This window comes from Mesorhizobium sp. ES1-6, assembly GCF_020164775.1.
Taxonomy (GTDB): Bacteria; Pseudomonadota; Alphaproteobacteria; order Rhizobiales; family Rhizobiaceae; genus Mesorhizobium.
Map to the genome: position 1 here is coordinate 745,149 of NZ_JAIUGU010000001.1, position 22,982 is coordinate 768,130.

Consider the following 22,982-nt stretch of genomic DNA (forward strand, 5'->3'; position numbering starts at 1 on the left):
AATCAGATCGAATTGTATTTACCGGTGGGCGGAAAGCGGCACCACATTGTTGGGCTGCTTGGCGCTGGTCGACAGGAAGCGCTTAATGTTGCGCGCCGCCTGGCGGATCCGGTGCTCGTTCTCGACCAGCGCCACGCGCACGAAATCGTCGCCATGCTCGCCGAAGCCGACACCCGGCGCCACCGCCACGTCGGCATGCTCGATGAGCAGCTTGGAGAATTCGAGCGAGCCGAGATGCCGGAACGGCTCCGGGATCGGCGCCCAGGCGAACATCGAGGCGGCCGGGGCCGGGATGGTCCATCCGGCGCGGCCGAAGGCATCGACCATCACGTCGCGGCGCTTGTGATAGATGTCGCGCACCTCGGCGATATCGGCGCCGTCGCCATTGAGCGCATGGGCGGCGGCCACCTGGATCGGGGTGAAGGCGCCGTAGTCGAGATAGGATTTGACCCGGGTCAGCGCCGAAATCAGCCGCTCGTTGCCGACGGCGAAGCCCATGCGCCAGCCGGGCATGGAAAAGGTCTTCGACATCGAGGTGAACTCGACGCAGACATCCATGGCGCCCGGAACCTGCAGCACGGAGGGCGGCGGATTGCCGTCGAAATAGATTTCGGAATAGGCAAGGTCGGACAGGATGATGATGTCGTTCTTCTTGGCGAAGGCGACGACGTCCTTGTAGAAATCGAGCGAGGCCACCAGTGCCGTCGGGTTCGACGGATAGTTGAGGATCAGCGCCAGCGGCTTCGGGATCGAATGACGGACACCGCGCTCGAGCGCCGGAATGAAGCCGTCATCGGGCTCGACCTGCAGCGAACGGATGACACCGCCCGACATGATGAAGCCGAAGGCGTGGATCGGATAGGTCGGATTGGGGCACAGGATGACATCGCCGGGCGCGGTGATCGCCTGCGCCATGTTGGCGAAGCCTTCCTTCGAGCCAAGCGTGGCCACCACCTGCGTGTCGGGGTTGAGCTTCACGCCGAAGCGGCGGGCATAGTAGTTTGCCTGGGCGCGGCGCAGGCCTGGAATGCCGCGCGACGAGGAATAGCGGTGCGTGCGCGGGTCGCGCACGACCTCGCACAATTTGTCGACGATGGCCTTCGGCGTCGGCAGGTCCGGATTGCCCATGCCGAGGTCGACGATGTCGGCGCCGCGCGAACGGGCGCTGGCCTTGAGCCGGTTGACCTGCTCGAACACGTAAGGCGGAAGCCGGCGGACCTTGTGAAATTCTTCCATGGCGGTTCCAGACAGCGAAGGGAGCCCCGGACATGTTAGGGCATTGGGCGCGCGCTATATACTCATTTGCAGGTAGGGTCGAGGGCGGGGTCGCATTTGCCTTCGATCTGCTTCAGCGTCTGCGGACCGTGTTTCTTGGCGAGATCGGTCAACGCCGCCTGATTGGTGACGGCCGGGCCGCCACCCTTGGCGCCCTGCCCGTTCTCGTCGGCCTTCAACTGGGCGAGCTTGGCGTTCTTCTCGGCCTCGGTGAATTGTTTCGCCGCCACTTTCGGCGGGATGTTCAGGTTCGGAAAGGTGCCGGTGTCCTTCGGGCCGGCGTCCGAAGCCATCGGCACCGGACCACTGGTATTCGTGCTCGAACATGCGGCAATGGCCACGAACATGATCGCCGTGCCGATGCGGCAAAAATGGCCGGCACCGAAAAAAACAGTCTCGCCAAACTTATTCGTCATATTGTTTCCTTGGCAGCCGGGGTAGAGCGAGATTGGACCCTGTCGGATGTCCCATGTTAATATGTCAAGAAAACGCTTCCGGAGGAACCCCGCGAACCATGTCCAAAACACCCGATTCGGGCAAAGCGGAAGATGGCGGACCTTCGACGGTCGAGCAATATCTGGTGAAGGATCCGGAACGCTTCGCGCTGAACATGGCGCGGATGATCGAGCAGGCCGGCAAAGCTGCCTCCGCCTGGGCCGAACCGCGCGAAAAAGGTGAGGTGCGCGACCATGTCGCCGAGCCGGTCGTCGACATGGTCAAGACCTTCTCCAAGCTCTCGGAATACTGGCTTGCCGATCCGCAGCGCGCGCTCGAGGCGCAGACAAGGCTGTTCGCCGGCTATATGACGGTTTGGGCAAATGCCATCCAGCGCGTCAGCCCCAACGCCGAAGGGCCCGACGATGCCGTCAAACCGGAGCGCGGCGACAAGCGTTTCCAGGATCCGGAATGGGGCCGCAACGCCTTCTTCGATTTCCTCAAGCAGGCCTATCTCGTCACCTCGCGCTGGGCGTCCGAGCTGGTCGACCATGCCGAAGGCCTGGACGAGCACACCCGCCACAAGGCGAGCTTCTACGTCAAGCAGGTATCCAACGCCATCTCGCCGTCCAATTTCATCCTGACCAATCCCGAACTGTTTCGCGAAACCGTCGCCTCCAACGGCGAAAACCTGGTGCGCGGCATGAGGATGCTGGCCGAGGACATCGCCGCCGGCAAGGGCGACCTGAAATTGCGCCAGGCAGACTATTCGCCCTTCGAGATCGGCAGGAACATCGCCACCACGCCCGGCAAGGTGGTCGGCCGCAGCGATGTCGCCGAGATCATCCAGTATGATGCGGCGACCGAGACGGTGCTGAAGCGCCCGCTGCTGATCTGCCCGCCCTGGATCAACAAGTTCTACATCCTCGACCTCAACCCGCAGAAATCCTTCATCCGCTGGGCGATCGAGCAAGGCCACACCGTTTTCGTCATCTCCTGGATCAATCCGGACGAGCGCCACGGCGCCAAGAACTGGGAAGCCTATATCAGGGAAGGCCTGCAATACGGCCTCGATACAATCGAGAAGGCGACCGGCGAACGCTACGTCAACGCGATCGGCTACTGCGTCGGCGGCACGCTGCTGGCGGCGGCATTGGCGCTGATGGCCAGGGAAGGCGACGACCGCATCAAGTCGGCGACCTTCTTCACCACCCAGGTAGACTTCACCTATGCCGGCGACCTGAAAGTGTTCGTCGACGAGGAACAGGTCGCGGCGGTGGAAAAGTCGATGAACGAAAAGGGCTATCTCGACGGCACCAAGATGGCCACCGCCTTCAACATGCTGCGCTCGGGCGACCTGATCTGGCCCTATGTCGTCAACAACTACATGCGCGGCAAGGATCCCTTGCCCTTCGACCTGCTCTATTGGAACGCCGATTCGACCCGCATGGCGGCGGCCAACCATTCCTTCTACCTGCGCAACTGCTATCTCGAGAACAAACTCTCGCGCGGCACGATGGAGCTGGCGGGCCACACGGTCTCGCTCGGCGATGTCACCATTCCGGTCTACAATCTCGCCTCCCGGGAAGATCACATCGCGCCGGCGCTGTCCGTCTTCCTCGGCTCGAAATATTTCGGCGGCTCGGTCGAGTATGTGATGGCGGGATCGGGCCATATAGCGGGCGTCGTCAATCCGCCCGCATCCAACAAATACCAGTACTGGACCGGCGGCCCGCCGAAAGGCGACTTCGACCAGTGGATAGCCAGCGCCCAGGACCATCCCGGATCCTGGTGGCCGCACTGGCAAAGCTGGATAGAGGCCAAGGACAACACCCGCGTCCCTGCCCGCAAACCCGGCAAGCATATGAAAACCTTGGGCGATGCTCCCGGGACCTATGTCAGGGTGCGTGTGTAACGGACTGTAATGTGTGGTGAGTTGACGGACCCGTAAAAGCGGGCGAAATGGTGTCGTCAACCATCAAGCAGCCGCAATTCGGCAGTCGCTGCAAAAATACTTACAGGCTTGCTGATTTGACACAGGTCTCGTTTCCGGATCGGAGACAAAGGTCACCCTGACGCGGACATACTGGTCAGCGTCTCGGATATACCGACCGGACATCGAGGGGGAATTTGACTTTGAAATCAGCAGGATGGAGCCTCGCAAAGGGAGAACGCCGCGCCATTGTGGCAGCGCTCTGCTCGATGCTCCTGGCCTCCTGCACATCGGCTGGCGACCCGACAATGTCGGCTGGAATGCCCGGCTACAATGCTTCCGCGTCGAACATGAACGCCGCCTCCACCGGCAAGCCGCTCGCCGCCGCCGATTCGTCGTCGCAGGTGGCGACAGAGCAGACGACCGTGATGAGCGAAACCGACACGGCGCTCCCCGAAAAGGTTGCCTACGTGCCGATGGCCAAGCCGCAGGCTGTCTTCCCGCTCACCACGCCGGCCGGCGCTGAAACGATCGTGGGACAGACGCCGCAGGCCTTGCAACAACCAGTACAGACGGCACAGCAGACCGACGCGGTTGCCCAGAAGATCGCCGCTGCGGATGCCGCCGCGATCGCACCGAAGCCGGCAGCCGCACCGGTGATGAACAACCCCGTCTATGTGACCGCTGGCGAGGCGCCGCAAGCCGACGCCCCGAGGAAAAAAGGCTTCCTGGCATCGATGTTCGGTGCCACCCCGGCTTCGGCGACGCCTGCCCCGCTGGTCAACACACGATCTGGCGAACAGCCGGTCGTGCAGGCCAAGCCTGCCCCGGCGGCGGCAAAGCCGATCATCACACTGGCCTCGGCCGATTCCACGGCAAAGCCGATACAACTGGCTTCGACCGGCGGTGACGATGCCGGTCACATCACGGGCAGCGACGCCTTGCCTGGCGTGCGCCAGACGGCCCTGTTCGAGATAAAGCGCAAATCCGGCCTCGACGACGAAAGCGACGTCGACCTCAACGAGGACGAAGGCTCGGGCGGCAGCTATCAGGTCGCGTCCGCCGCCGGCATGGCCCGCCTGGCGCCCAACGGCCTCTTGAAGCAGAATGAGAGCGTGGATGTCGCCTGCCTGAAGCCGTCGCTGGTGCGTGTGCTGAAGACGATCGAAGGCCACTACGGCCGCAAGATGATGGTGACCTCGGGCTATCGCGACCCGGCCCGCAACCGCCGCGCCAACGGCGCCAAGAATTCGCTGCACATGTACTGCGCCGCCGCCGACATCCAGGTGCCCGGCGTCTCCAAATGGGAGCTGGCGAACTACATCAGGACCATGCCCGGCCGCGGCGGCGTCGGAACCTATTGCCACACCGAATCGGTCCATGTCGACGTCGGCCCCGAGCGCGACTGGAACTGGCGCTGCCGCCGGCGCAGCGGCGGTGGCGACGGCTAGCGGCTGATTTGGCGGACCGAAAGCCTGTCGGCTAGGGGCGGCCAACTTCGTTATCCACGGGCGGAGCAAGGAGCGGAGCTCCGTGACGAAGCAACTGACGTCACCACTAATCGCCAAGCCCTGCCGCCCCTCGTGAAATCGCTGATTTGTCAGGTTGGAAAAAAGTTGTCCAAGGCGGCACCTGACGGGTTGCCGGTTGCGCACAACGTCAGTATAAGCCGCTTCGTCTGAGCGCGCCCATCGTCTAGCGGTTAGGACACCGCCCTTTCACGGCGGTAACAGGGGTTCGATTCCCCTTGGGCGTACCAGGCTTTTCAAGCACTTTGCCGAGAACCTTTTTTCCCACGTCCGATGCTTGGCCATGTCGCTCGAGAATCGGGCCGGGCTTGCGTCACCTGACCACCAAAAGCGCACGCCCCGACATGGCCTAACTGCCAACCAGGGGCACGGTAACGGTTGTCGCGTAGTTGATCGGAAAGGCGCTGAAGTAGGGAAAATCGATGACGAAGGCGTAGGTCGCGGTCAGGTGCGCCATGCGAAAGCCGCCGCTTGCCGGATCGATGGCGATCGTGACGTTCACATCCTTCAGGCCCAAGGCCTGCAGTTTCTGCGTCGCGATCGATTGGATGTCGGCCTGGGTCAACGTATTTTGAAGTTGCAGTGATCGTGACGATGTCTCGAGCGTATAGCGAACGCTGGAGACGGCGTTCATCGACCAGCCGAAGGCGAAGATGCCGAACAACAGCATGACGAGAAAAGGCGCGATGAGCGCGAATTCCAACCCGGCCCCACCCGCCTGATCCCGCCTGAATGCGTTTGCTCCAGCAGGCCGTTGACGACGTCCTGAAGATGCCTGTTTTGACGCAATTCCGGACGGAAAACCGCTGTGCGCTTTTCCCGGGATTGCTTTAGCGGACACGGATCACCTCCAGGTGACCGATGACGCTGGAACTGGAGAAGACACCGAAGGCGAAGGGCGGCACCCAGGTCGCCGATGCCTGAATCTGTACATAGACCGATGGCGCCTTCGGCCCGCTGCACAAGGTGGCAGCATCGACCACCGTCGTCCCGCACTTGTAAATCCGGCTTAGCGTGACCTGGCCATCCGGCGGTCGCTTCTCCCAGCTCGAAATAGCCACGCCCTGGGTCGCCGTATCATTGGTCGATCCCGCCATGATCAGGTTCGCGGCGGTCTTGACACCAGCGCGCATCGACAGCGAGCTCGTCATGTAAGACCAGCCATCGATGATGCCGAGCAGCGCCACGCACAGGAAGGGCAGAACCATCGCGAACTCGACCGCCGCAACGCCCGCTCTATCGCTCAGGATCGGCACCGATCGGCGTTTCACAGGGCTACTCGACCAGCGCCACGGACTGCGCCGCCGGGATGTCGCGCATTCCGAGACTCGTGCAATCCTGGTTGACGGTTGTGCTGCCGGACCATTGAATCGTATTGGCGACGACCTGGGTGCAGCCGCTGTTGCCCGAGAAATTGCCGAGATAACTCACTTGCTGCCTGGGGAAGTAGATGGCTCCGGTCAGCAGCGAATCCGCCGTGCCGTTGAATGTGCTGGATGCGCTGTTGCCGGTCCTGTCGCCATAGAACAGCACACCGGAATAGGCACCGGAGGTCGGCGCGCTGAGCTTCACGGAGGCGGTGCCATTCATGCCGACGGTCGAACTGCCCGACATGAAGATGGTCACACCGCTGCCGACAATGGCCGCGTTGGCGTTAATCTTGAGATCGCCCTGAACGACATAGACGCCGGGCGAGAGGGTGACATTGCCCTTCAGCGACATGCCGTTGCAATAGGTGCCTGGGCTCAGCGTCGCCTTGTTGTCATTCTGGCAGGGATTCGAGGCCGCCGGGGTCGGCAGGTCGGCAAATGGATCGGCGACAGGCAGCGCCTGCGTGATCGGCGCCGCGCAGATGGTCGTGACGGGGTTGCTGAGAGAGACACCGCCCGCCGATATCAGGCAATCGACCTGGAGGCTCGCCGAGCCCTGGAGCTTGATGGCGTCCGGCGCGATCGAATTGGACATTATCACGCAACCGGTGACCTTCACCGCGGTGTTGCCGGAAAACAGTGCGGCCTGCGAAGCGGTCGGATCGAGCGCGGTCATGCAGGCCTTCGAGGCATTGGTGATGAGGGCCACCGCCCTCGCCCGTTCGGGAACCTGAGTCTGCGTGAAGATCGCCGTGAACACGCGGTCGAGGTTCTGCCCGACGATGACCTCGACAGCTTTCTTCGCCGTGTTCGGCCCGGACGCCGGCGGCGTGTTGACGACGATCGTGCCCGCGCCAAGCCCGTTCGTCGCGGCCGACTGCGTTGCCGCCGCGATGACTGTTGGCTTGTCGGAACCAGAGATCTGCTCCAGCGCGCCGGCATAGGCCGCGGCATCGGCCGTGGCCTGCAGTCTCAGGCTGTTATAGTACCAGTAGGACGTTTCCACGCCGAAACCCGCCGCACCCACGACGATCGGCAGGCTGAGGGCGAAGATGGTGGCAACGTTTGCATTTCTGCTCCGGCATATGCCGGTCGCCGCGAGCCAAAATCGGGTGATGCAATTGAAAGCCATAACTTAAATTAGAAAGCATGCATATATGAACGAACGGCTAAAAAGTTCGGTTCATTTGTGCTCGCGGGCGCCAATTGGCTTCAAACAGCGCCTTGGCCGATCGCCGCGCGCTGACATCTTCGTGAGCAGGAACACTCCACCCGGGCGGCAATCGCGCGTGAAGCCGCTTGGCGCAATGCCAGAATAGGCCGGGGGATGGGCGTCCAGTCGCGCCCGATCCACCTGCCTATCCGCTTCGGAATTTTGGAGGCCTCGCCCCGGAATCGAACCGAGGCTTCCGAGATTTGCAGTCTCTAGCGTAGCCGCTCCGCCACGAGGCCATACGTGCTTTGCTATCGGGCAGAAGTTTAAAGTCTCTTGATGTCGTGGGTAAAACTTTCAGCAACTCCCGATTGTGGAAAAGAGCCTGTCAAACGGCAGATACATGTCATCCAGGACTCGCTTGCCGGACGTGAATTGCATCTGGCTCCACAAGGGCTCCACGCCCTTGCTGGCTTCTCTTTTCCGTCGCTATCCTACCAGTTCACCTTGAAGCCGACATTGCCGCCATAGGTCTGCACGCCGTCGCCGAATTTGCCGTCGAAAGTGGCAAACATCGAGGTGTTGCTGTTCCAGTTCATCTTCAGGCCGGCATTGACGGCGACCGCGTCCTCGGCCGCCGCGGCGCCCTGGATCACGAAGGAATAGCCCGGCGCCGCCTGGAAGCTCGGCTTGACCGAGCGGTCGGGTTCGAACTCGTGCACCCATGCCGCCCGACCCCAGGCCTGTAGCGACCGGTCACCGCCTGCGGCGATCGTCGTGTCGAGTTGCAAGCCGAGCGAGACCGGCAGCGAGGTTATGACGCGCTGGTTGAAACTGAGCCCCAGTGCGCCGCCGCCAAGCGACGTCTCGTCGAAGGCATCCATGGACAGGAACGAGAACTGGAGCGCGGCGAACGGCGTGATCGCGCCCTGGCCCACTTGCTGGCGCCAGCCGGCCTCCACATTGGTGCCAAAACCGGCGCTCAGGAAATTGCTGCGCCAGTTCTCCGTCGTGATCGCGGGCACGGGATCGAGCGGTGTGTCCGAGCCGGGTACCGAGGTGGCCCGATGGACATTGTTGTTGTAGAGGCCGAAGGCCAGTCCGCCGTTGATGTAGAACTGATCCCATTTGCGCGCGACATAGGCGCCGGCCTGGGCGCCGATGATGTTGCCGGAGGTCTGGCGGTCGTCGACGGCGAAGGACGCCGCCGCGCCGCCCAGCGCAAAGCCCATCACCATGTCGGAGTCGCCGGTGGACTCCAGACCCGCCGCGAAGCTGCCACCCCTGTAGACATTTTCGGCACTGCCCACGACGGCATCGCCGCCGAGGTCACCCGCGTTGCCGCCGGCCGTTCCCCAGTAGCTCCAGCGCCGTTCGTCCGGCTGCATGGCTTTGAACGGATCCTTTTTCTTCGCCGCCGGCTCGTCATAGGCCTGCGGCTTGAGGGAATAATCCGTTGGATCGGTGCCGAGCCCGGTGCGCCAGAAATTCGCCTGCCGGTTCATCGAGGCCATGAATGTGTCATAGGCGTCGAACTGCGGCTGCTCGAAGCCAGAAACACCCTCGCCCGAGATCGAGTCGTAGACAGCGCCAAGCTGATCGAGCGTCGGGATATAGAACAGCGCAGCGGCGATCTTTTCGAAGGCCGGCGAGGTCAGGTCCGTCTGGATGGCGTTGACGGCCTGGCCGACCGAGGTCTGGTTTTCGGTCAGGCCGGTGCGGGCGAAGTTGATATCGACATTGAGATAGAGATCGTCGAGGCCCTCATACACCAGCTTGTACTGAGCGACCGCGCTGGGGATCGAGTCGAGCACGAGCCCGCTGTCGGTGATGCCGCCATCGGCATGCAGGATCAGGTACTCCTCGGTGCCCGGCTTCGCGGCACCTGGTTCCATGATGTTGAGATTGACCTTGCCATCGAGGTCTGCCGTGCCGGTGATGTTGATCTGATCGGCTTGCGGGTCGAGATCGAGGTCGAGCAGGTAGGTGCCGATCCCCGACTGCGTCCAGTTCCCCGTGACGTAAGTCGTCAGGACATGGTCGAGGTCGCCCGGCGCGACATAGCCGTCATTGCTGAACTGGCCGGTCCCGCCGAGGTCGACGGTGTCGCCCATCCGGTAGATGGCGTCCTTCTCGTTGTTGAAAGCATTCTGGCCGTCGCCGAGGGCGATCGAGCCCATCGTGTCCTTGAAATTGTTGTAGGTGTCGTTGCCGACGCCGCCGAGCATGGCATAGCCGTCGATCTTGCGCTCGCAGCCCGCGTCGACCCCGGGGATGCAACCGTCGGCCCCGGTGACCGCGCCGACGAAGCCGTTGTTGGTCAGCACATTGTCCCTGCCGTCCAGGTAGCTGACGCCGGCGCCGGTGCCCGAGCCGCCGATGATCATCACGTCCTTGGCGATGGTGACGTTGATGTCGCCATTGTCGGCGATGTCGCTGCTGCCGCCGGAGCTCTGCTCCATCAGCGCGGATGAGTTCTTGCCGGTGACATAGAGGTTGGCGGTCTGCTCGAACGTGACGTCGCCACCCACACCGGCGCCGCCGGCGCTGCCCATGAACCCTTGCGGTGCCGGTGTCGAGAACGGGCTCACCATCAGGCTGGTTGCAGCCGGTGCCTGGTCGAGGCCGAGGAAATTACCGGAGAACCCGCCAACGCCGCCGCCGCCGCCGACGCTCTGGCCGAAGACGCCCACCGAATTGTCGCCGGTGATCAGCATGGCGACATTGCTGTTGATCGTCACCTTGCCGCCATCGCCACTGCCGCCATTGACGGCCTCGATGATGCCATCGGTGCCGGCGGTCATCACGCCGCCGCCACCGCCGACCGACTGCGCGAAAATGCCGACCGAGCCATTGCCCTTCAACACGATCACGCCGGTGTTGGTGACGGTGACATCGCCGCCCTTGCCGGTCGCGCCGCTGTCGCCGCCGATGAACACCGGAACGCCGATGGTCGCCGCGATCGCGGTGCCGCCGCTGCCGCCGCCACCGCCGACCGACTGCGCGAAGATCGCGACCGAATTGTCGCCGTCGAGCTGCATCTGGCCGTTGTTGACGACGGTGACCACGCCGCCGTCGCCGCCGGCGGAACCCTTGCCGCCCAGCGCCAGCGAGAAGCCGGGAACGCCGCCGGCCACCGAGTAGGTCGCCCCGCCATTGCCGCCGCCGCCGCCAACCGACTGCGCCATGATGCCGGTCGAGCCAAAGCCCTGGGTGTGGATGAAGCCGTCGCTGAAATTGGTGACGTTGACGTCGCCGCCCTTGCCGCTGGCACCACCGTCGCCGCCGATGCCGAATGTCAAGGCGCCCGGGCTGAGCGCCGCGGCAATGCTCATGGCGCCGTTGCCGCCACCGCCGCCGATCGATTCGGCGAAGATCGCCACCGAAGCGGCCGAGACGGTCGTGATGTCGCCGTGATTGTTGACGGTGACGACGCCGCCGTCGCCAGAACTGCCGCCATCGCCGCCGACGCCGATCGAGGTCGGCACGATGCTGGCGCCGATGCCACCACCGCCCGAGCCGCCACCGGCGCCGACCGATTGCGCGAAGATGCCATGCGCGCCGATGCCCTCGACCGTGATCGTGCCATTGGCATTGTTGTTGACCGTGACCGCGCCGCCGCCGCCATTGCTGCCGGCCATGGTCCCGTTGCCAACATCGCCGCCCTTGCCGCCAACGGCGATGAAGCCGATCGCGCGGCCGCCCGAACCGCCGCCGCCGCCGATCGACTGCGCGTTGATGCCGTCGGCGCCTGCGCCATAAGTGTGCAGGCTGTTGTTGTTGGTGACGTTGACGATGCCGCCGATACCGGATGAGCCGCCGGCGCCGCCGATCGAGATCAGGGCCGGGATCGAGCCGGTGATGCCGCCATTCTTGCCGCCGCCCGATCCACCGCCGCCGCCCACCGACTGCGCCTGGATGGCATAGGAATCGATGCCGTGCGTCTCGATCATGGCGTCGTTGATGACATCCACCTGGCCGCCATTGCCGCTGGAGCCGCCAGAGCCGCCGACGGCGATCGCGCTGATGCCGAGCGAACCGCCGGCGCCGCCGCCGCCGCCGATCGATTGCGCGAAAATGCCAACGGAATCATCGGCATGCGTAAGGATGCCGCCATAATTGTTGACCGTGACGTGGCCACCTATACCACCGGCTTTCCCGGAACCTCCGAGCGACAGCAGGCCGCCGGCGCCGCCGCCGGTGCCGCCGCCGCCGCCGACCGACTGCGCGAAGATGCCGGCGGAATAGCCTTGCTCCGGATCGGCGCTCGGGGCGCCTTCGGCCGGCGGGGTTGGCGACGTGCCGTGCGTCTCGATGGTGGCCGTGCCGGCCTGGCTGAGGTCGGCCTTGCCGTTGGTGACGGTGACCGAGCCGCCATTGCCGGCGGCGTCGCCCCGGCCGCCGATGCCGACGGTGCCGAGCGCGCCGGCCTGGCCGTCGCCGCCATCGCCGCCGCCGCCGCCGATCGACTGCGCATGAATGCCATCCGACTTGGTGCCGAAGGTGGTGATCACGCCTTCGTTGGCAACGATGACGGTTCCGCCATTGCCGCCGCCAGCGCCGTTGCCGCCGATGGCGACCGTGCCGGACCTGGTCAGGCTGCTGGTGCCGAGCGGCTTCAGCAGCAGCGTCGGATCGACCGGCACGTAAGGTATCGCGAAGAGGCCACCCGTTCCCACATAAGCGTCGCCACCGATGCCGCCGCCGCCGCCGATCGATTGTGCGACGATGCCGGACGACTTGTCGCCATGGGTGATGATGAAATCATAATTGCCGACGTCGACGGTCTCGGCGTCGTTGCCGGTTCCACCGGCGCCGCCAACCGTCGCCTGAAGATTCCAGTTCGGCTTGCCGCCGGCCGGTTCGCAGACTTTCGGAAGGGTGCATTTCGCGCCAAGCTGCAGCGAGATCGAATTGGCTCGACCACCGGTGCCGCCGCCTCCACCGATCGACTGCGCCAGGATGCCGAAAGCGCCCACGCCGCTGGTTTCGATGCCGCCATACTGTCTGATAGTGACGTTGCCACCCGTATTGCCGTTGCCCGCCGAGCCGCCGACCGCGACACTGACGTTGACCTGCGTGCCCGCATTGTTGCCGTTGAGGCCGAGCACGCCGGTGATGGCGTTGCCGCCGGAACCGCCGCCGCCGCCGACCGACTGCGCGAAGATGCCGTAAGCGCCATCGCCGTTGGTCGTGGTCTGGCCCGCCGCGAGCAGGCCGGTCTGCAACAGGCCGTGATTGGTGACGAACACGTCGCCGGCAAAACCGGCGTCTCCGCCGAAGCCGCCGACCGTGACGCCGGCATTGAAATTGGTTCCGGTGCCCAGCGAGCCGATCACCGCCGAGACGGCCATGCCGCCATTGCCGCCGCCGCCGCCGATCGACTGTGCCTGGATGGCATGGGATTCGATGCCATAGGTCGAAATCGCGCCGGTATTGTCGATCGTCACCTTGCCGCTGTTGGTACCAGCACCGCCGAAGCCGCCGACGCTGGCCGACAAGGTCTTGGCGTCGGTGCCGGCAATCACGCCGGAGATCGCCATGCCGCCATTGCCGCCGCTGCCACCGACCGACTGTGCGAAGAGGCCAACGGACTGATCGCCGGTTGTGATCGTCGAACCGTGGCGCGTCAGCAGCACCTCGCCGCCCGTGCCGCCGCCACCGCCCTCGCCGCCGACGGCGGCGGTGATCTGATTGCCGCCCTCACCGAGGTTGAGAGCCGCCGCCACGCTGAGCCCGCCGGTGCCGCCGCCGCCGCCAACCGACTGCGCCAGGACGCCGAAGGCCTTATCACCGCCGGTCTGGATGATGCCGGTTGAATCGACCGTGACCTTCTCGGCATCGCCGCCGGAACCGGCCCCGCCGCCGAGCGATACCGAAACCGCGCCGTTTTTGCTCGGATTCTTGCCGAGCGAGCCCTTGATGGTCGCGGCAAAGGAGAAGCCGCCATTGCCACCGCCACCGCCGACGGACTGTGCCAGGATGCCGTTTGCGCCGTTGCCTTCGGTCAGGATGTTATCGACCGAAGTGACATTGACGGTCTTGCCGTCGCCGGAGCCCGCACCTGAACCGCCGACAGACACGGCGATCGCGGCCTTGGCATTCTGGCCGGTGACTGAGATGGCGCCGGAGAAACCTCCATCGCCACCGCCGCCGCCGACCGACTGCGCGAAGATGCCGTTGGAATCGCCGCCGACGGTGTGGACGGTTGCGTTGTTGTCGGCGAGGGTGGTGCCGACATTGCTGTTGACGATGACGGGACCGCCATCCTGGCCGGTGCCACCGTTGCCGCCGACACTGACGGCGGCGCCGCCGGCGCCGTCGACGACCATCTCTCCGGAAATCGCAAAGCCACCTGTGCCGCCGCCGCCGCCGATCGACTGCGCCAGGATGCCGTTCGCCTTGTCGCCCGTCGTGTCGATCGTGCCGGTATTGTTGACCGTGACCAGTTTGGAGGTGCCGCCCTTGGCGCCGCTGCCGCCGACTGAAACGGCCGCGGCCGCCTGCTGCGCGGAGCCGGCGATGGTCACCGCCGCGCCGCCATTGCCGCCGCCGCCGCCCACCGATTGCGCCAGGATGCCGTTCGAACCGTTCTTTAGGGTAACGATATTGCCGGTCGAGGTCACGGTGACCGTATCGGCATTGCCGCCGCCGGCGCCCGAACCCCCGACACCGACGCCCACCGCGCCCTGACCCGCGGTGATCGCAAGCGCGCCCGAGAACCCGCCATTGCCGCCGCCACCGCCGATCGACTGCGCCAGGATGCCGTCGGCCTTCAAACCTTCGGTCCTGAGATCGCCGGTCGAGGTGACCGTTACCGACTTGGCGTCGCCGCCATTGTCGCCCGAGCCGCCGACCCCGACGGCCAGGCTGCCCGCACCCCGGCCGGTCAGCGTGCCGGCCACGGCGCCACCGCCATTGCCGCCGCCGCCGCCGACCGATTGGGCGAAGATCGCATGCGAGCCGTCGCCATCGGTCTCGATGCTGCCATTGCTGGTGACGGTGACGGCCTCGGCGGCGCCGCCGCTCGAGCCGGAGCCGCCCACCGCGACGCTGGCTGCCATGGCGTTGCTGCCTGACAGCGCGATGGCGAAACCGCCATTGCCGCCGCCGCCGCCCACCGATTGCGCCAGTATGCCGAAAGAATCTTTTCCTTGCGTCAGGATATTGTTGTAGCTGGTGACGGTGACCGTATCGGCATTCGAGCCGGATCCGGCGCCGCCGCCGATGCTGACGCCCAGCCCGCCACCGCCAAGCCCAACGCCAAGGCTGCCGGCGAAGCCGCCCGAACCGCCACCGCCGCCGACCGACTGCGCGAAGATGCCGGAAGAATTGTCGCCCTGGGTCCAGATCGAAACGGTGTTTGACGGCGGCGCCTGCAGCACCGGCAGGCCGTTGCCGTCGACGAGGCTATAGCTGTTGACGACCACCTTGCCGGCGGTCGAGCCGGTCGCGCCCTTGCCGCCGACGCCGACGCCGATGCCGGCATTGCCTGTCGTCGCCGAGCCCGCGATGGCAAAGCCGCCTGTGCCGCCACCGCCGCCGACCGATTGCGCCAGGATGCCGTTGGAGAACTTGCCGGTCGTTGTGATCGTACCGGTGCTCGTCACCGTCACGTCCTTGCCGACGCCGCCGACGCCGCCCTTGCCGCCGATGGCGACAGCCGCCGTAGCCGCGTCAGGATCGCCGATCGCGCCCGAGACGGCGACCGCAAAGCCGCCATTGCCGCCGCCGCCGCCGATCGACTGGGCGATGATGCCGGAGGAATTGTCAAAATTCGTCGAGATGTTGCCGGTACTCGTCACCTTGACGATGTCGGCGGCGCCACCACCGGCGCCGTTACCGCCAAGCGAGACGCCGATAGCGATCGACTTGCCGCCGCCGAGCGATCCGGCAAAGCCGCCATTGCCGCCGCCGCCGCCAACCGACTGCGCCAGGATGCCGGCGGCACCCGTGCCGCGCACGTCTCCAGCTGTGAAGCCCGCGCCAGTCGAAATATTGCCGGTCGATATGACCGTGACGTCGAGACCGGCGCCCGCCGCGCCGCCCTTACCGCCAAGGCCAACGGCAATGCCCGCATCCAGACCTAAAGCCAGCGACACGGTCGAGCCGCCATTGCCGCCGCCGCCGCCCACCGACTGCGCCAGGATGCCGATCGACTGGTCGCCATAAGTGGTGATGTTACCGGTCGAGGTGACCTTGACCGTCTTGGCGCTGCCGCCGCCGGCACCATTGCCGCCCAGGCCGACCGCTGCTGCCACACCCTGCAGCGTGATCGCGCCGGAACCGGCGAAGCCGCCATTGCCGCCGCCGCCGCCCACAGACTGCGCCATGATGCCGATCGACTGGTCGCCATGCGTTTGGATGTTGCCGGTCGAGGTCACGGTGACCGCGCCGGCGAGCTGGCCGGTGCCGCCGCTGCCGCCGATCGCCACCGAGGCGCCGAACGCGCCGGTGGTGAACGTGCCGGCGACGCTGAAGCCGCCATTGCCGCCGCCGCCGCCGATCGACTGTGCCAGAATGCCGTCAGCCTGTTTGCCGTATGTAGCGATGTTGCCGTAGCTGGTGACGAAAACATCCTTGCCGACGCCGCCCGTGGCGCCGCTGCCGCCGATCGATACCGCCGCCGCGCCGCCGGCGCCCTCGTAGGAGCCGGAGCCACTCACCGTCACGGCAAAGCCGCCATTGCCGCCACCGCCGCCGATCGACTGCGCCAGGATGCCCGTTGATCCGTCGTCGATGGTCAGGATGCTGTTTTGCGTGACGACATTGCCGACTTTCTTGCCATTGTTGACGGTCGCCGTGCCGGCATCGCCACCGCCACCGCCCTTGCCGCCAAGGTTGACGCCGACGGCGGCCACGCCGCCAAGTGTCAGACTGCCGGAGAAGCCGCCATTGCCGCCGCCGCCCCCGATGCTTTCAGCCTGGACGCCGACGGCGTTCTTGCCTTCGGTGACCAGGTTCCAGGTGCCGGTATAAGCGGCCATGGTGACCGCATGGTTGGCACCGTCGGCGTTGACGATGACGTTTCCAGCGTTGCTGCCGTCGGCGCCGGCGCCGCCAAGGCCGACGCTTGCCGCGCCGACGCCAATTGCCGCCGAGACCGTAAAGCCGCCATTGCCGCCGCCGCCGCCGATCGATTGCGCCAGGATGCCGGTCGAGTTCTCGCCTTTGGTATGGATCGAGCCGGAGCTGCCGACGATGACATCCGCACCGGCACCGCCGCCGGCGCCTTGGCCGCCGATGTTGACCGCGATACCGATCCCGCCGATCGCACCGCCGATCGAATAGCCACCGTTGCCACCGCCGCCGCCGACCGACTGCGCGACGAGGCCGGCGGCATTGTCGCCAGATGTCGAAATGTCGCTCAGGCTCGACACTGTAACGAGCTTCGATGCCCCGCCCTTCCCGCCATTGCCGCCGATGCCGATCGCCGCCGCGAACGTTCCCGTGGCATTGACCGCGACCGCGATCGCCGCGCCGCCATTGCCACCCGTGCCACCGATCGATTGCGCGAAGATGCCGCGCGAGCCGTCGCCGTAGGTCGTCAGCGAGCCGGCGGTCTCCACCGTCACCGTGTTGCCGTCACTGGCATTGCCGGCCGCTCCGCCCATGGCAAGGGCAAGGGGGCCGATCGCGCCCGAAACCGCAAAGCCGCCATTGCCCCCACCGCCACCGATCGACTGCGCGAACACAGCGTCGGACTGGTCGCCATGGGTGATGATGGAATAGGCGGTGTCGCTGGCGTCCCGCAGCACCTCGACGGCGCCGGACGTACCACCGCTGCCGCCAGCGCCACCAAGGGCCACGCTGAAGCCGAGGCCGCCGGAGAAGGCGCCGCCGCCATTGCCGCCGCCGCCGCCGACCGATTGCGCGAAGATGCCGGCCGAATTGACCGCCGCCGTGCTGTCGAAGATCGCGTTCTTGCCGGTCTCGATATCGCCGGCATTGGTGACCGTCACGCGGGCGCCATTACCGCCCGCGCCGCCCTTGCCGCCAGCAGAGAACAGGCCGCCGGACGTACCGCCATTGCCGCCACCACCACCGACAGACTGCGCGAAGATGCCGGCCGACTGCTTGCCGTCGGTGTCGATGGAACCGGCGGCGGTGTTCGTCACTTCGACGATGCCGCCATTGGTGGTCGAGGCGCCGTTGCCGCCGAGCGACACGAGACCGCCCGAATTGCCGCCATTGCCGCCGCCGCCACCGATCGACTGGGCAAGGATGCCGTTCGATTCCTGGCCGTGGGTGACGATCGCGCCCGAATTGGTGACCCCGACGGTCACGACATTGGCCGGACCGCCATTGCCGCCGAGACTGCCGCTGCCACCCGAGGCGAACAGGCCGAAATTCGAACCGCCGTCGCCGCCGCCACCGCCGATTGTCTGGGCGAGGATGCCTTGCGAATTGTTGCCCCAGGTGGTGATGGCGGCATTGTTGGTGACCTGGACGATGCCGCCATTGCCGCCATTGCCGCCGCTACCGCCGGAAGAAGAGAAGAGGCCGAAACCGCCGGCGCTGCCGCCGCCGCCGCCGCCGATCGATTGCGCGACTATGCCGTGCGAATAGATACCGTGGGTGACGATCGTCGTGCCGACGCCGGTGAAGACGTTGGCGTTGCCGCCGCTGCCAGCCGGACTGCCGCCGCCGGGGTTGAAGACCAGGCCGCCGCCACCGCCGCCATTGCCGCCATGACCGCCCTGGCTGATAGCGACGACACCAGCGGAGTAGTTACCGAAGGTCTCGACGCTGCCGCCATTGAAGTTGGCCGTAGCCGTGCCACCACTGCCACCCAAGCCACCGTCGCCGGCATTGCCCGAGATGCCTTTGGCGTCGCCGCCGTCGCCGCCATCGCCAGCAACGCTGCTCGCAACGATGCCCGCGTTGGGACATGCCGTTGGCAATACGCAATTGTTGCTCGTCTGGACGGCTCCGGTGACGTTGACCGTAACACTACCGCCATCGGCGCCGTCGTGACCGTCGCCGCCGTTGGAAAAGACGTAGCCATTGCTGCCATTGCCGCCGCGGCTGCCGCTTGAGGACCCAAGCACGCCGATGGTGCCGTTCGCGATCACCGCGCCGCTGCCGGATGTATTGGTGTTGGCCGCAGGCTGGTTGTAGTTGACCGTAAGTGTCGGACCGGAATTGCCAGATGGTCCACCTGCCGCTGTCGCGGGCGGCGCGACGCAATCGGGCCCAGCGCACGACTCGGCGGTAGCGGGATGCCCGTTGCTGGCAGGCGTCGCCGGCGTGATCGTGCACCGCGCTGGATCATTGCTGCTGCAGGTGTAGTGCTGCACACCCGCACTTGGGTCAGCGGGGGCAGCGCCTGTCCCAGTCAACGATATCCGGCTGGGATCGATCGTCAGCGTATTGACGTTGAGCGTCGTGACGCCCGGCGCGGTATAGCTGATGTCGGCATTTGGCGCGCCTGTGCAGTTCTCGACATTGCCACTGGCCGCAACGCAAGCCGCCTTGGCGGGACCGGTCGGACCAATGAACAGCATCGCCGCCATGACCAAGGTCACGGCAGCTGCCGCCACGAAGCCGGAAATACCGAGACATCGAGGTTTCAGCCATGCTGAAACACCACGCGACCCGACCGCACTCTCCCGAAGAGCCATCGCCATCCCCCCGACCCGCGCCCAACCCGGAACGAATCATCCCTTGCTAATGCAACCTATCAGATCGCAGCCACGGCCGGGTATTCTCAAGAATAGATATGAGGTAATTTAGATACTCTGTTGCCGTTTAGACACAGAAACCGCAGCAACCATCGGGTGGTTACGTATTGTTGGGAAGTAGCACAAGACTATGGAATAAAATCTGCTTCAAGCAGAAAGAACTGGCGCCGGCTCAGCAACCGACCCGGCCGACAATTCTCTTTGTACAGCAAGGAAAAACCTGCGTACTTCGTCACTGGCCGTAGCCCTGTCTCTGCCCGATCCTATGATCCGATCAAGCAGCTCCGCCGCCTTGGCCCTCCAGAACGATGTGGCCTTCTCGCCGTTTAGACTACCGAGCGTAGCGGCCACTTCCCTGACCAAGAATAGCTGACGATCGATCGGGAACGCACGGACTTTTTCTGGGGACATCTTCCGAACCATGAAACTGACGCAACGAATCAACCATTGCCGAACAAGCAATGGCTAACCGCGAAGGTGGAAACGGAAGCTTAACGAGGCGAGCCGAAGCATCGCCGCACGTGACATTGTCATGCGCGCCGGAAGATGAGCTGGTCACCCGGGGATTCGAAGCCGCCTCAGGCCTGCAGCGGTCTCGCCTCGCCGCCGCGCTTGCGCGGCGCCATCATGTCGCCGGCCATCAATCCGGTGACGCGGCAGAACGCCATGAACGCCCGGCAGGCGTCTTCGGTCTCGACCACGTCCACCGTGGCGCCAAAACAGGCATTGAAGGCTTTCTGATACACCGGGCCCTGCCGGCGCGCTGGCCAGTCCTGCAGAAAATCGAGCGCCTGCTCGACGCTGTAGATTTCCTCGACCGGCAAGCCGGGACCTGGTGCGATGCGCACCGGTACCTCGAATTGCAATCTGTCCATCCAACATCTCCCGAACTGGCGTCGCCCAAGCAACGCCGTTCGTCGTCAAAAGTTGCTTTATCCGTTTGTGCCACGAAAATGTGTCGTCACTGCGGAAGCAGCCGCTTCTGCTGCAGCCGGCCAGGGAAAGCCCTGCCGGCACAGCCGGCCCGGCAAGGCTTTCCGGCGCACCAGGCAGCGACTACTGGTTGGCCGGGTCGGTCTCCGCGTCGAAGGCCATGGGCACCACCATCAGCAAGACATAGGCCGACGGCAAGGCGAACAGCGCGCCAAGGACGAGCGCTCCGGTCGGGTTCGGCAAGCGAATATCCGGGCGGCGGGAGCCGCACCAGGCAGTTCTTCCTTGAACCTTTCGCCGCCAAGTGCCAAATCTGGTGGCATATTCGCGCCAGCACTCCTGCGACGCGTCATCTTCTATACGGACAAAATGGTCACCTATCTCGACGCCGCCACGGCACCGCTCAGAAACACCGGCCAGATCCGCCTCTATGGCGAGGAAGGCTTTGCCGGCATGCGCAAAGCATGCGACCTCACCGCGCGCTGCCTTGACGAGCTGGCGCCGATGGTCGGTCCCGGCGTCACCACCGACACGATCGACCGTTTCGTCTTCGAGTTCGGCATGGATCATGGCGCACTGCCGGCCACGCTCAACTATCGCGGCTACACGAAATCGTCCTGCACCTCGATCAACCATGTCGTCTGTCACGGCATTCCCGATAACAAACCGCTAAAGGATGGCGATATCGTCAACATCGACGTGACCTACATCCTCGATGGCTGGCATGGCGATTCCTCGCGCATGTATCCGGTCGGCACGATCAAGCGCGCCGCCGAGCGCTTGCTCGAGGTCACCCATGAATGCCTGATGCGCGGCATCGCCGCGGTCAGGCCGGGCGCGCGCACCGGCGCCATCGGCGCTGCCATCCAGACCTACGCCGAAGCAGAGCGCTGCTCGGTGGTGCGCGATTTCTGCGGTCACGGCGTCGGCCAGCTGTTCCACGACGCGCCCAACATCCTGCACTACGGCAGCGCCAATGAAGGCGTGGAAATGCGCCCCGGCATGATCTTCACAATCGAGCCGATGATCAATCTCGGCAGGCCGCATGTGAAGGTGCTGTCGGATGGCTGGACGGCGGTGACGCGCGATCGCTCGCTGTCGGCGCAATACGAGCATACGGTCGGCGTGACCGACACCGGCTGCGAGATTTTCACCCTGTCGCCCAAAAAGCTCGACCGCCCCGGCCTGCCAGCCTAGGAGCCCGTGGCCCTCAATCGCCTGTTCTGTTTCGCGCCTATTTCCAGTGTTGGCGTGGCCGCCAGTCCTCGTCCTCGTCCTGGTCTCGGAACCAGCGCATTATTTCCCGGCAACTGCGCGGACGGCCATCGCTGACCCTGCCATCCGTGCAGGGATCGTAGCGTTCGCGCGCGTAGTTCCGGTGCCTTTCCCGATAATGCTCGCGGTGATCCAGCATGCGCAGGATCTCGCGGCAATCATGCGGCCTCCCGTCGTTGTAACGGCCGTCAGTGCAGGGATCATCGTATTGGATGACATGGATCGGAAAGTGCTGATCCGGGCGGCTAACGGCGGGTCCGGCATCGATCATCGGGGCAGCCATTGCCGGGGCGAAGCCAAGAAGCAGCCCGGCGGACAGCAGGATACGAATGAGCCTGGGCATCTTGGTTGTCTCCTAATGTGGCGTTGTCAGTGACGACACCGAGAGCTTGCACGCGCCCCATTGCCGCAACATTGCGTCGAAGGCGGAGGTTACTCATTCCCTGCCGCCGACTGGGAGCGGCCCAGCCTCTTGACGGTTATTGCTTGATTGGCAGCGCCGAAAAGACCTCGACCGCCCCCGCCCGCCGTCCTAGTATTTCGTGGGGATCAGCGATCATTGCTCGGCTGCGGGCTGGATATGGGCGGTACATGGCGAGACAAGGCGACGACGACGAGCGCGGTTTCTTCTCCGAAGTGCCGGTCCGGCAAGCCGCGAAGGCAAAGCCCGCCCCAGCCGAAAAGCCCCATTATCTCGGCCATCGCGATCGTCTGCGCGAGCGCTTTGCGTCGGCCGGTCCGGATGCCTTGCCCGACTATGAGCTTCTGGAACTCCTGCTCTTCCGCCTGATCCCGCGCGCCGACACCAAGCCGGTCGCCAAGGCGCTGCTGGCCCGCTTCGGCACCTTGGCCGAAGTGCTCGGCGCGCCCGTTGGCCTTCTGCAGGAGATCAAGGGCATCGGTCCGGTGGTGGCGTTCGACCTGAAGGTGGTTGCGGCAACGGCACAGCGCATGGCGCGCGGCGAGGTTCAAGGCCGCGAGGTCCTGGCCTCATGGCAGCAGCTTCTCGACTATTGCCACTCGGCCATGGCGTTCGAGGCGCGCGAGCAGTTCCGCATCCTGTTCCTGGACAAGAAGAACGCACTGATATCGGACGAGGTGCAGCAGACAGGCACGGTCGACCACACGCCGGTCTATCCCCGCGAAGTGGTCAAGCGCGCGCTCGAACTGTCGGCGACAGCGATCATCCTGGTCCACAATCATCCCTCGGGCGACCCGACGCCGTCGCGCGCCGATATCGAGATGACGAAAGAGATCATCGAAGCCGCCAAGCGGCTGGGCATTTCCGTGCACGACCACATCATCATCGGGCGGAAAGGATACGCCAGCATGAAGGGCCTGCTGCTGATCTAGGTCCAAGGTCCCGCCAAAGCGGGTGACGTCTTGGCCGTAATT

General features: G+C 65.0%; 13 protein-coding genes and 2 tRNA genes. 5 read left to right on the plus strand and 10 right to left on the minus strand.

The genetic code is table 11. From position 1 onward, the window contains the following. Positions 1-18 precede the first annotated feature (18 nt). Together LB564_RS03830 and LB564_RS03835 are read right to left on the minus strand one after the other, a co-directional pair. Positions 19-1,236 carry an LL-diaminopimelate aminotransferase gene (locus LB564_RS03830; protein WP_224535068.1) on the minus strand — a complete coding sequence of 406 codons (1,218 nt, stop codon included), beginning with the start codon at positions 1,234-1,236 and terminating at the stop codon, positions 19-21. A gap of 62 nt (positions 1,237-1,298) precedes the next feature. Next, a complete protein-coding gene (locus tag LB564_RS03835; protein WP_224535070.1) occupies positions 1,299-1,691 on the minus strand; it encodes a hypothetical protein in 393 nt (130 codons plus the stop codon). A 98-nt stretch (positions 1,692-1,789) separates the two neighbouring features. Here LB564_RS03835 and phaC point away from each other — a divergent pair, with 98 nt between their 5' ends. The 3 genes from phaC to LB564_RS03850 all read left to right on the plus strand — a co-directional run bounded on the left by phaC (position 1,790) and on the right by LB564_RS03850 (position 5,402). Further along, entirely contained in the window at positions 1,790-3,625 is a 1,836-nt protein-coding gene (gene phaC / locus LB564_RS03840) for a class I poly(R)-hydroxyalkanoic acid synthase (protein ID WP_224535072.1), read from the plus strand. Positions 3,626-3,840: 215 nt separating this feature from the next. Then, positions 3,841-5,094 carry a YcbK family protein gene (locus LB564_RS03845; protein ID WP_224535073.1) on the plus strand — a complete coding sequence of 418 codons (1,254 nt, stop codon included), beginning with the start codon at positions 3,841-3,843 and terminating at the stop codon, positions 5,092-5,094. 233 nt (positions 5,095-5,327) lie between these two features. Next, positions 5,328-5,402 (plus strand) — tRNA-Glu (locus LB564_RS03850). Positions 5,403-5,521: 119 nt separating this feature from the next. Here LB564_RS03850 and LB564_RS03855 read toward each other — a convergent pair. The 7 genes from LB564_RS03855 to LB564_RS03885 all read right to left on the minus strand — a co-directional run bounded on the left by LB564_RS03855 (position 5,522) and on the right by LB564_RS03885 (position 20,254). Continuing rightward, on the minus strand, positions 5,522-6,013 hold the full coding sequence (locus tag LB564_RS03855; RefSeq protein ID WP_224535075.1) for a TadE/TadG family type IV pilus assembly protein: 492 nt from the start codon (positions 6,011-6,013) through the stop codon (positions 5,522-5,524). Further along, complete coding sequence (locus LB564_RS03860; RefSeq protein WP_224535077.1) at positions 6,003-6,443, minus strand: TadE/TadG family type IV pilus assembly protein; 441 nt, start codon at positions 6,441-6,443, stop codon at positions 6,003-6,005. Before LB564_RS03860 ends, LB564_RS03855 begins: the two co-directional genes overlap by 11 nt. Before the next feature lie 4 nt (positions 6,444-6,447). Next, a complete protein-coding gene (locus LB564_RS03865) occupies positions 6,448-7,674 on the minus strand; it encodes a pilus assembly protein TadG-related protein (protein ID WP_224535079.1) in 1,227 nt (408 codons plus the stop codon). Positions 7,675-7,918: 244 nt separating this feature from the next. After that, positions 7,919-7,994: transfer RNA gene (locus LB564_RS03870), tRNA-Cys, on the minus strand. 195 nt (positions 7,995-8,189) lie between these two features. After that, positions 8,190-19,223: a hypothetical protein gene (locus LB564_RS03875; RefSeq protein ID WP_224535438.1), complete on the minus strand. Its 11,034-nt coding sequence runs from the start codon at positions 19,221-19,223 to the stop codon at positions 8,190-8,192. Between the two features lie 303 nt (positions 19,224-19,526). Continuing rightward, positions 19,527-19,802 carry a DUF6074 family protein gene (locus LB564_RS03880; protein WP_318012760.1) on the minus strand — a complete coding sequence of 92 codons (276 nt, stop codon included), beginning with the start codon at positions 19,800-19,802 and terminating at the stop codon, positions 19,527-19,529. 155 nt (positions 19,803-19,957) lie between these two features. Beyond that, a complete protein-coding gene (locus LB564_RS03885) occupies positions 19,958-20,254 on the minus strand; it encodes a DUF982 domain-containing protein (protein ID WP_224535081.1) in 297 nt (98 codons plus the stop codon). A 427-nt stretch (positions 20,255-20,681) separates the two neighbouring features. On the opposite strand from LB564_RS03885, the gene map reads away from it, so the two are divergent. Next, entirely contained in the window at positions 20,682-21,509 is an 828-nt protein-coding gene (gene map, locus LB564_RS03890) for a type I methionyl aminopeptidase (protein WP_140701584.1), read from the plus strand. 37 nt (positions 21,510-21,546) lie between these two features. Here the strand turns inward: map and LB564_RS03895 are convergent, their stop codons facing one another. Continuing rightward, positions 21,547-21,930: a hypothetical protein gene (locus LB564_RS03895; RefSeq protein WP_224535083.1), complete on the minus strand. Its 384-nt coding sequence runs from the start codon at positions 21,928-21,930 to the stop codon at positions 21,547-21,549. Between the two features lie 248 nt (positions 21,931-22,178). Here LB564_RS03895 and radC point away from each other — a divergent pair, with 248 nt between their 5' ends. Further along, positions 22,179-22,940 carry a RadC family protein gene (gene radC / locus LB564_RS03900; protein ID WP_224535085.1) on the plus strand — a complete coding sequence of 254 codons (762 nt, stop codon included), beginning with the start codon at positions 22,179-22,181 and terminating at the stop codon, positions 22,938-22,940. The last annotated feature ends 42 nt before the right edge of the window (positions 22,941-22,982 follow it).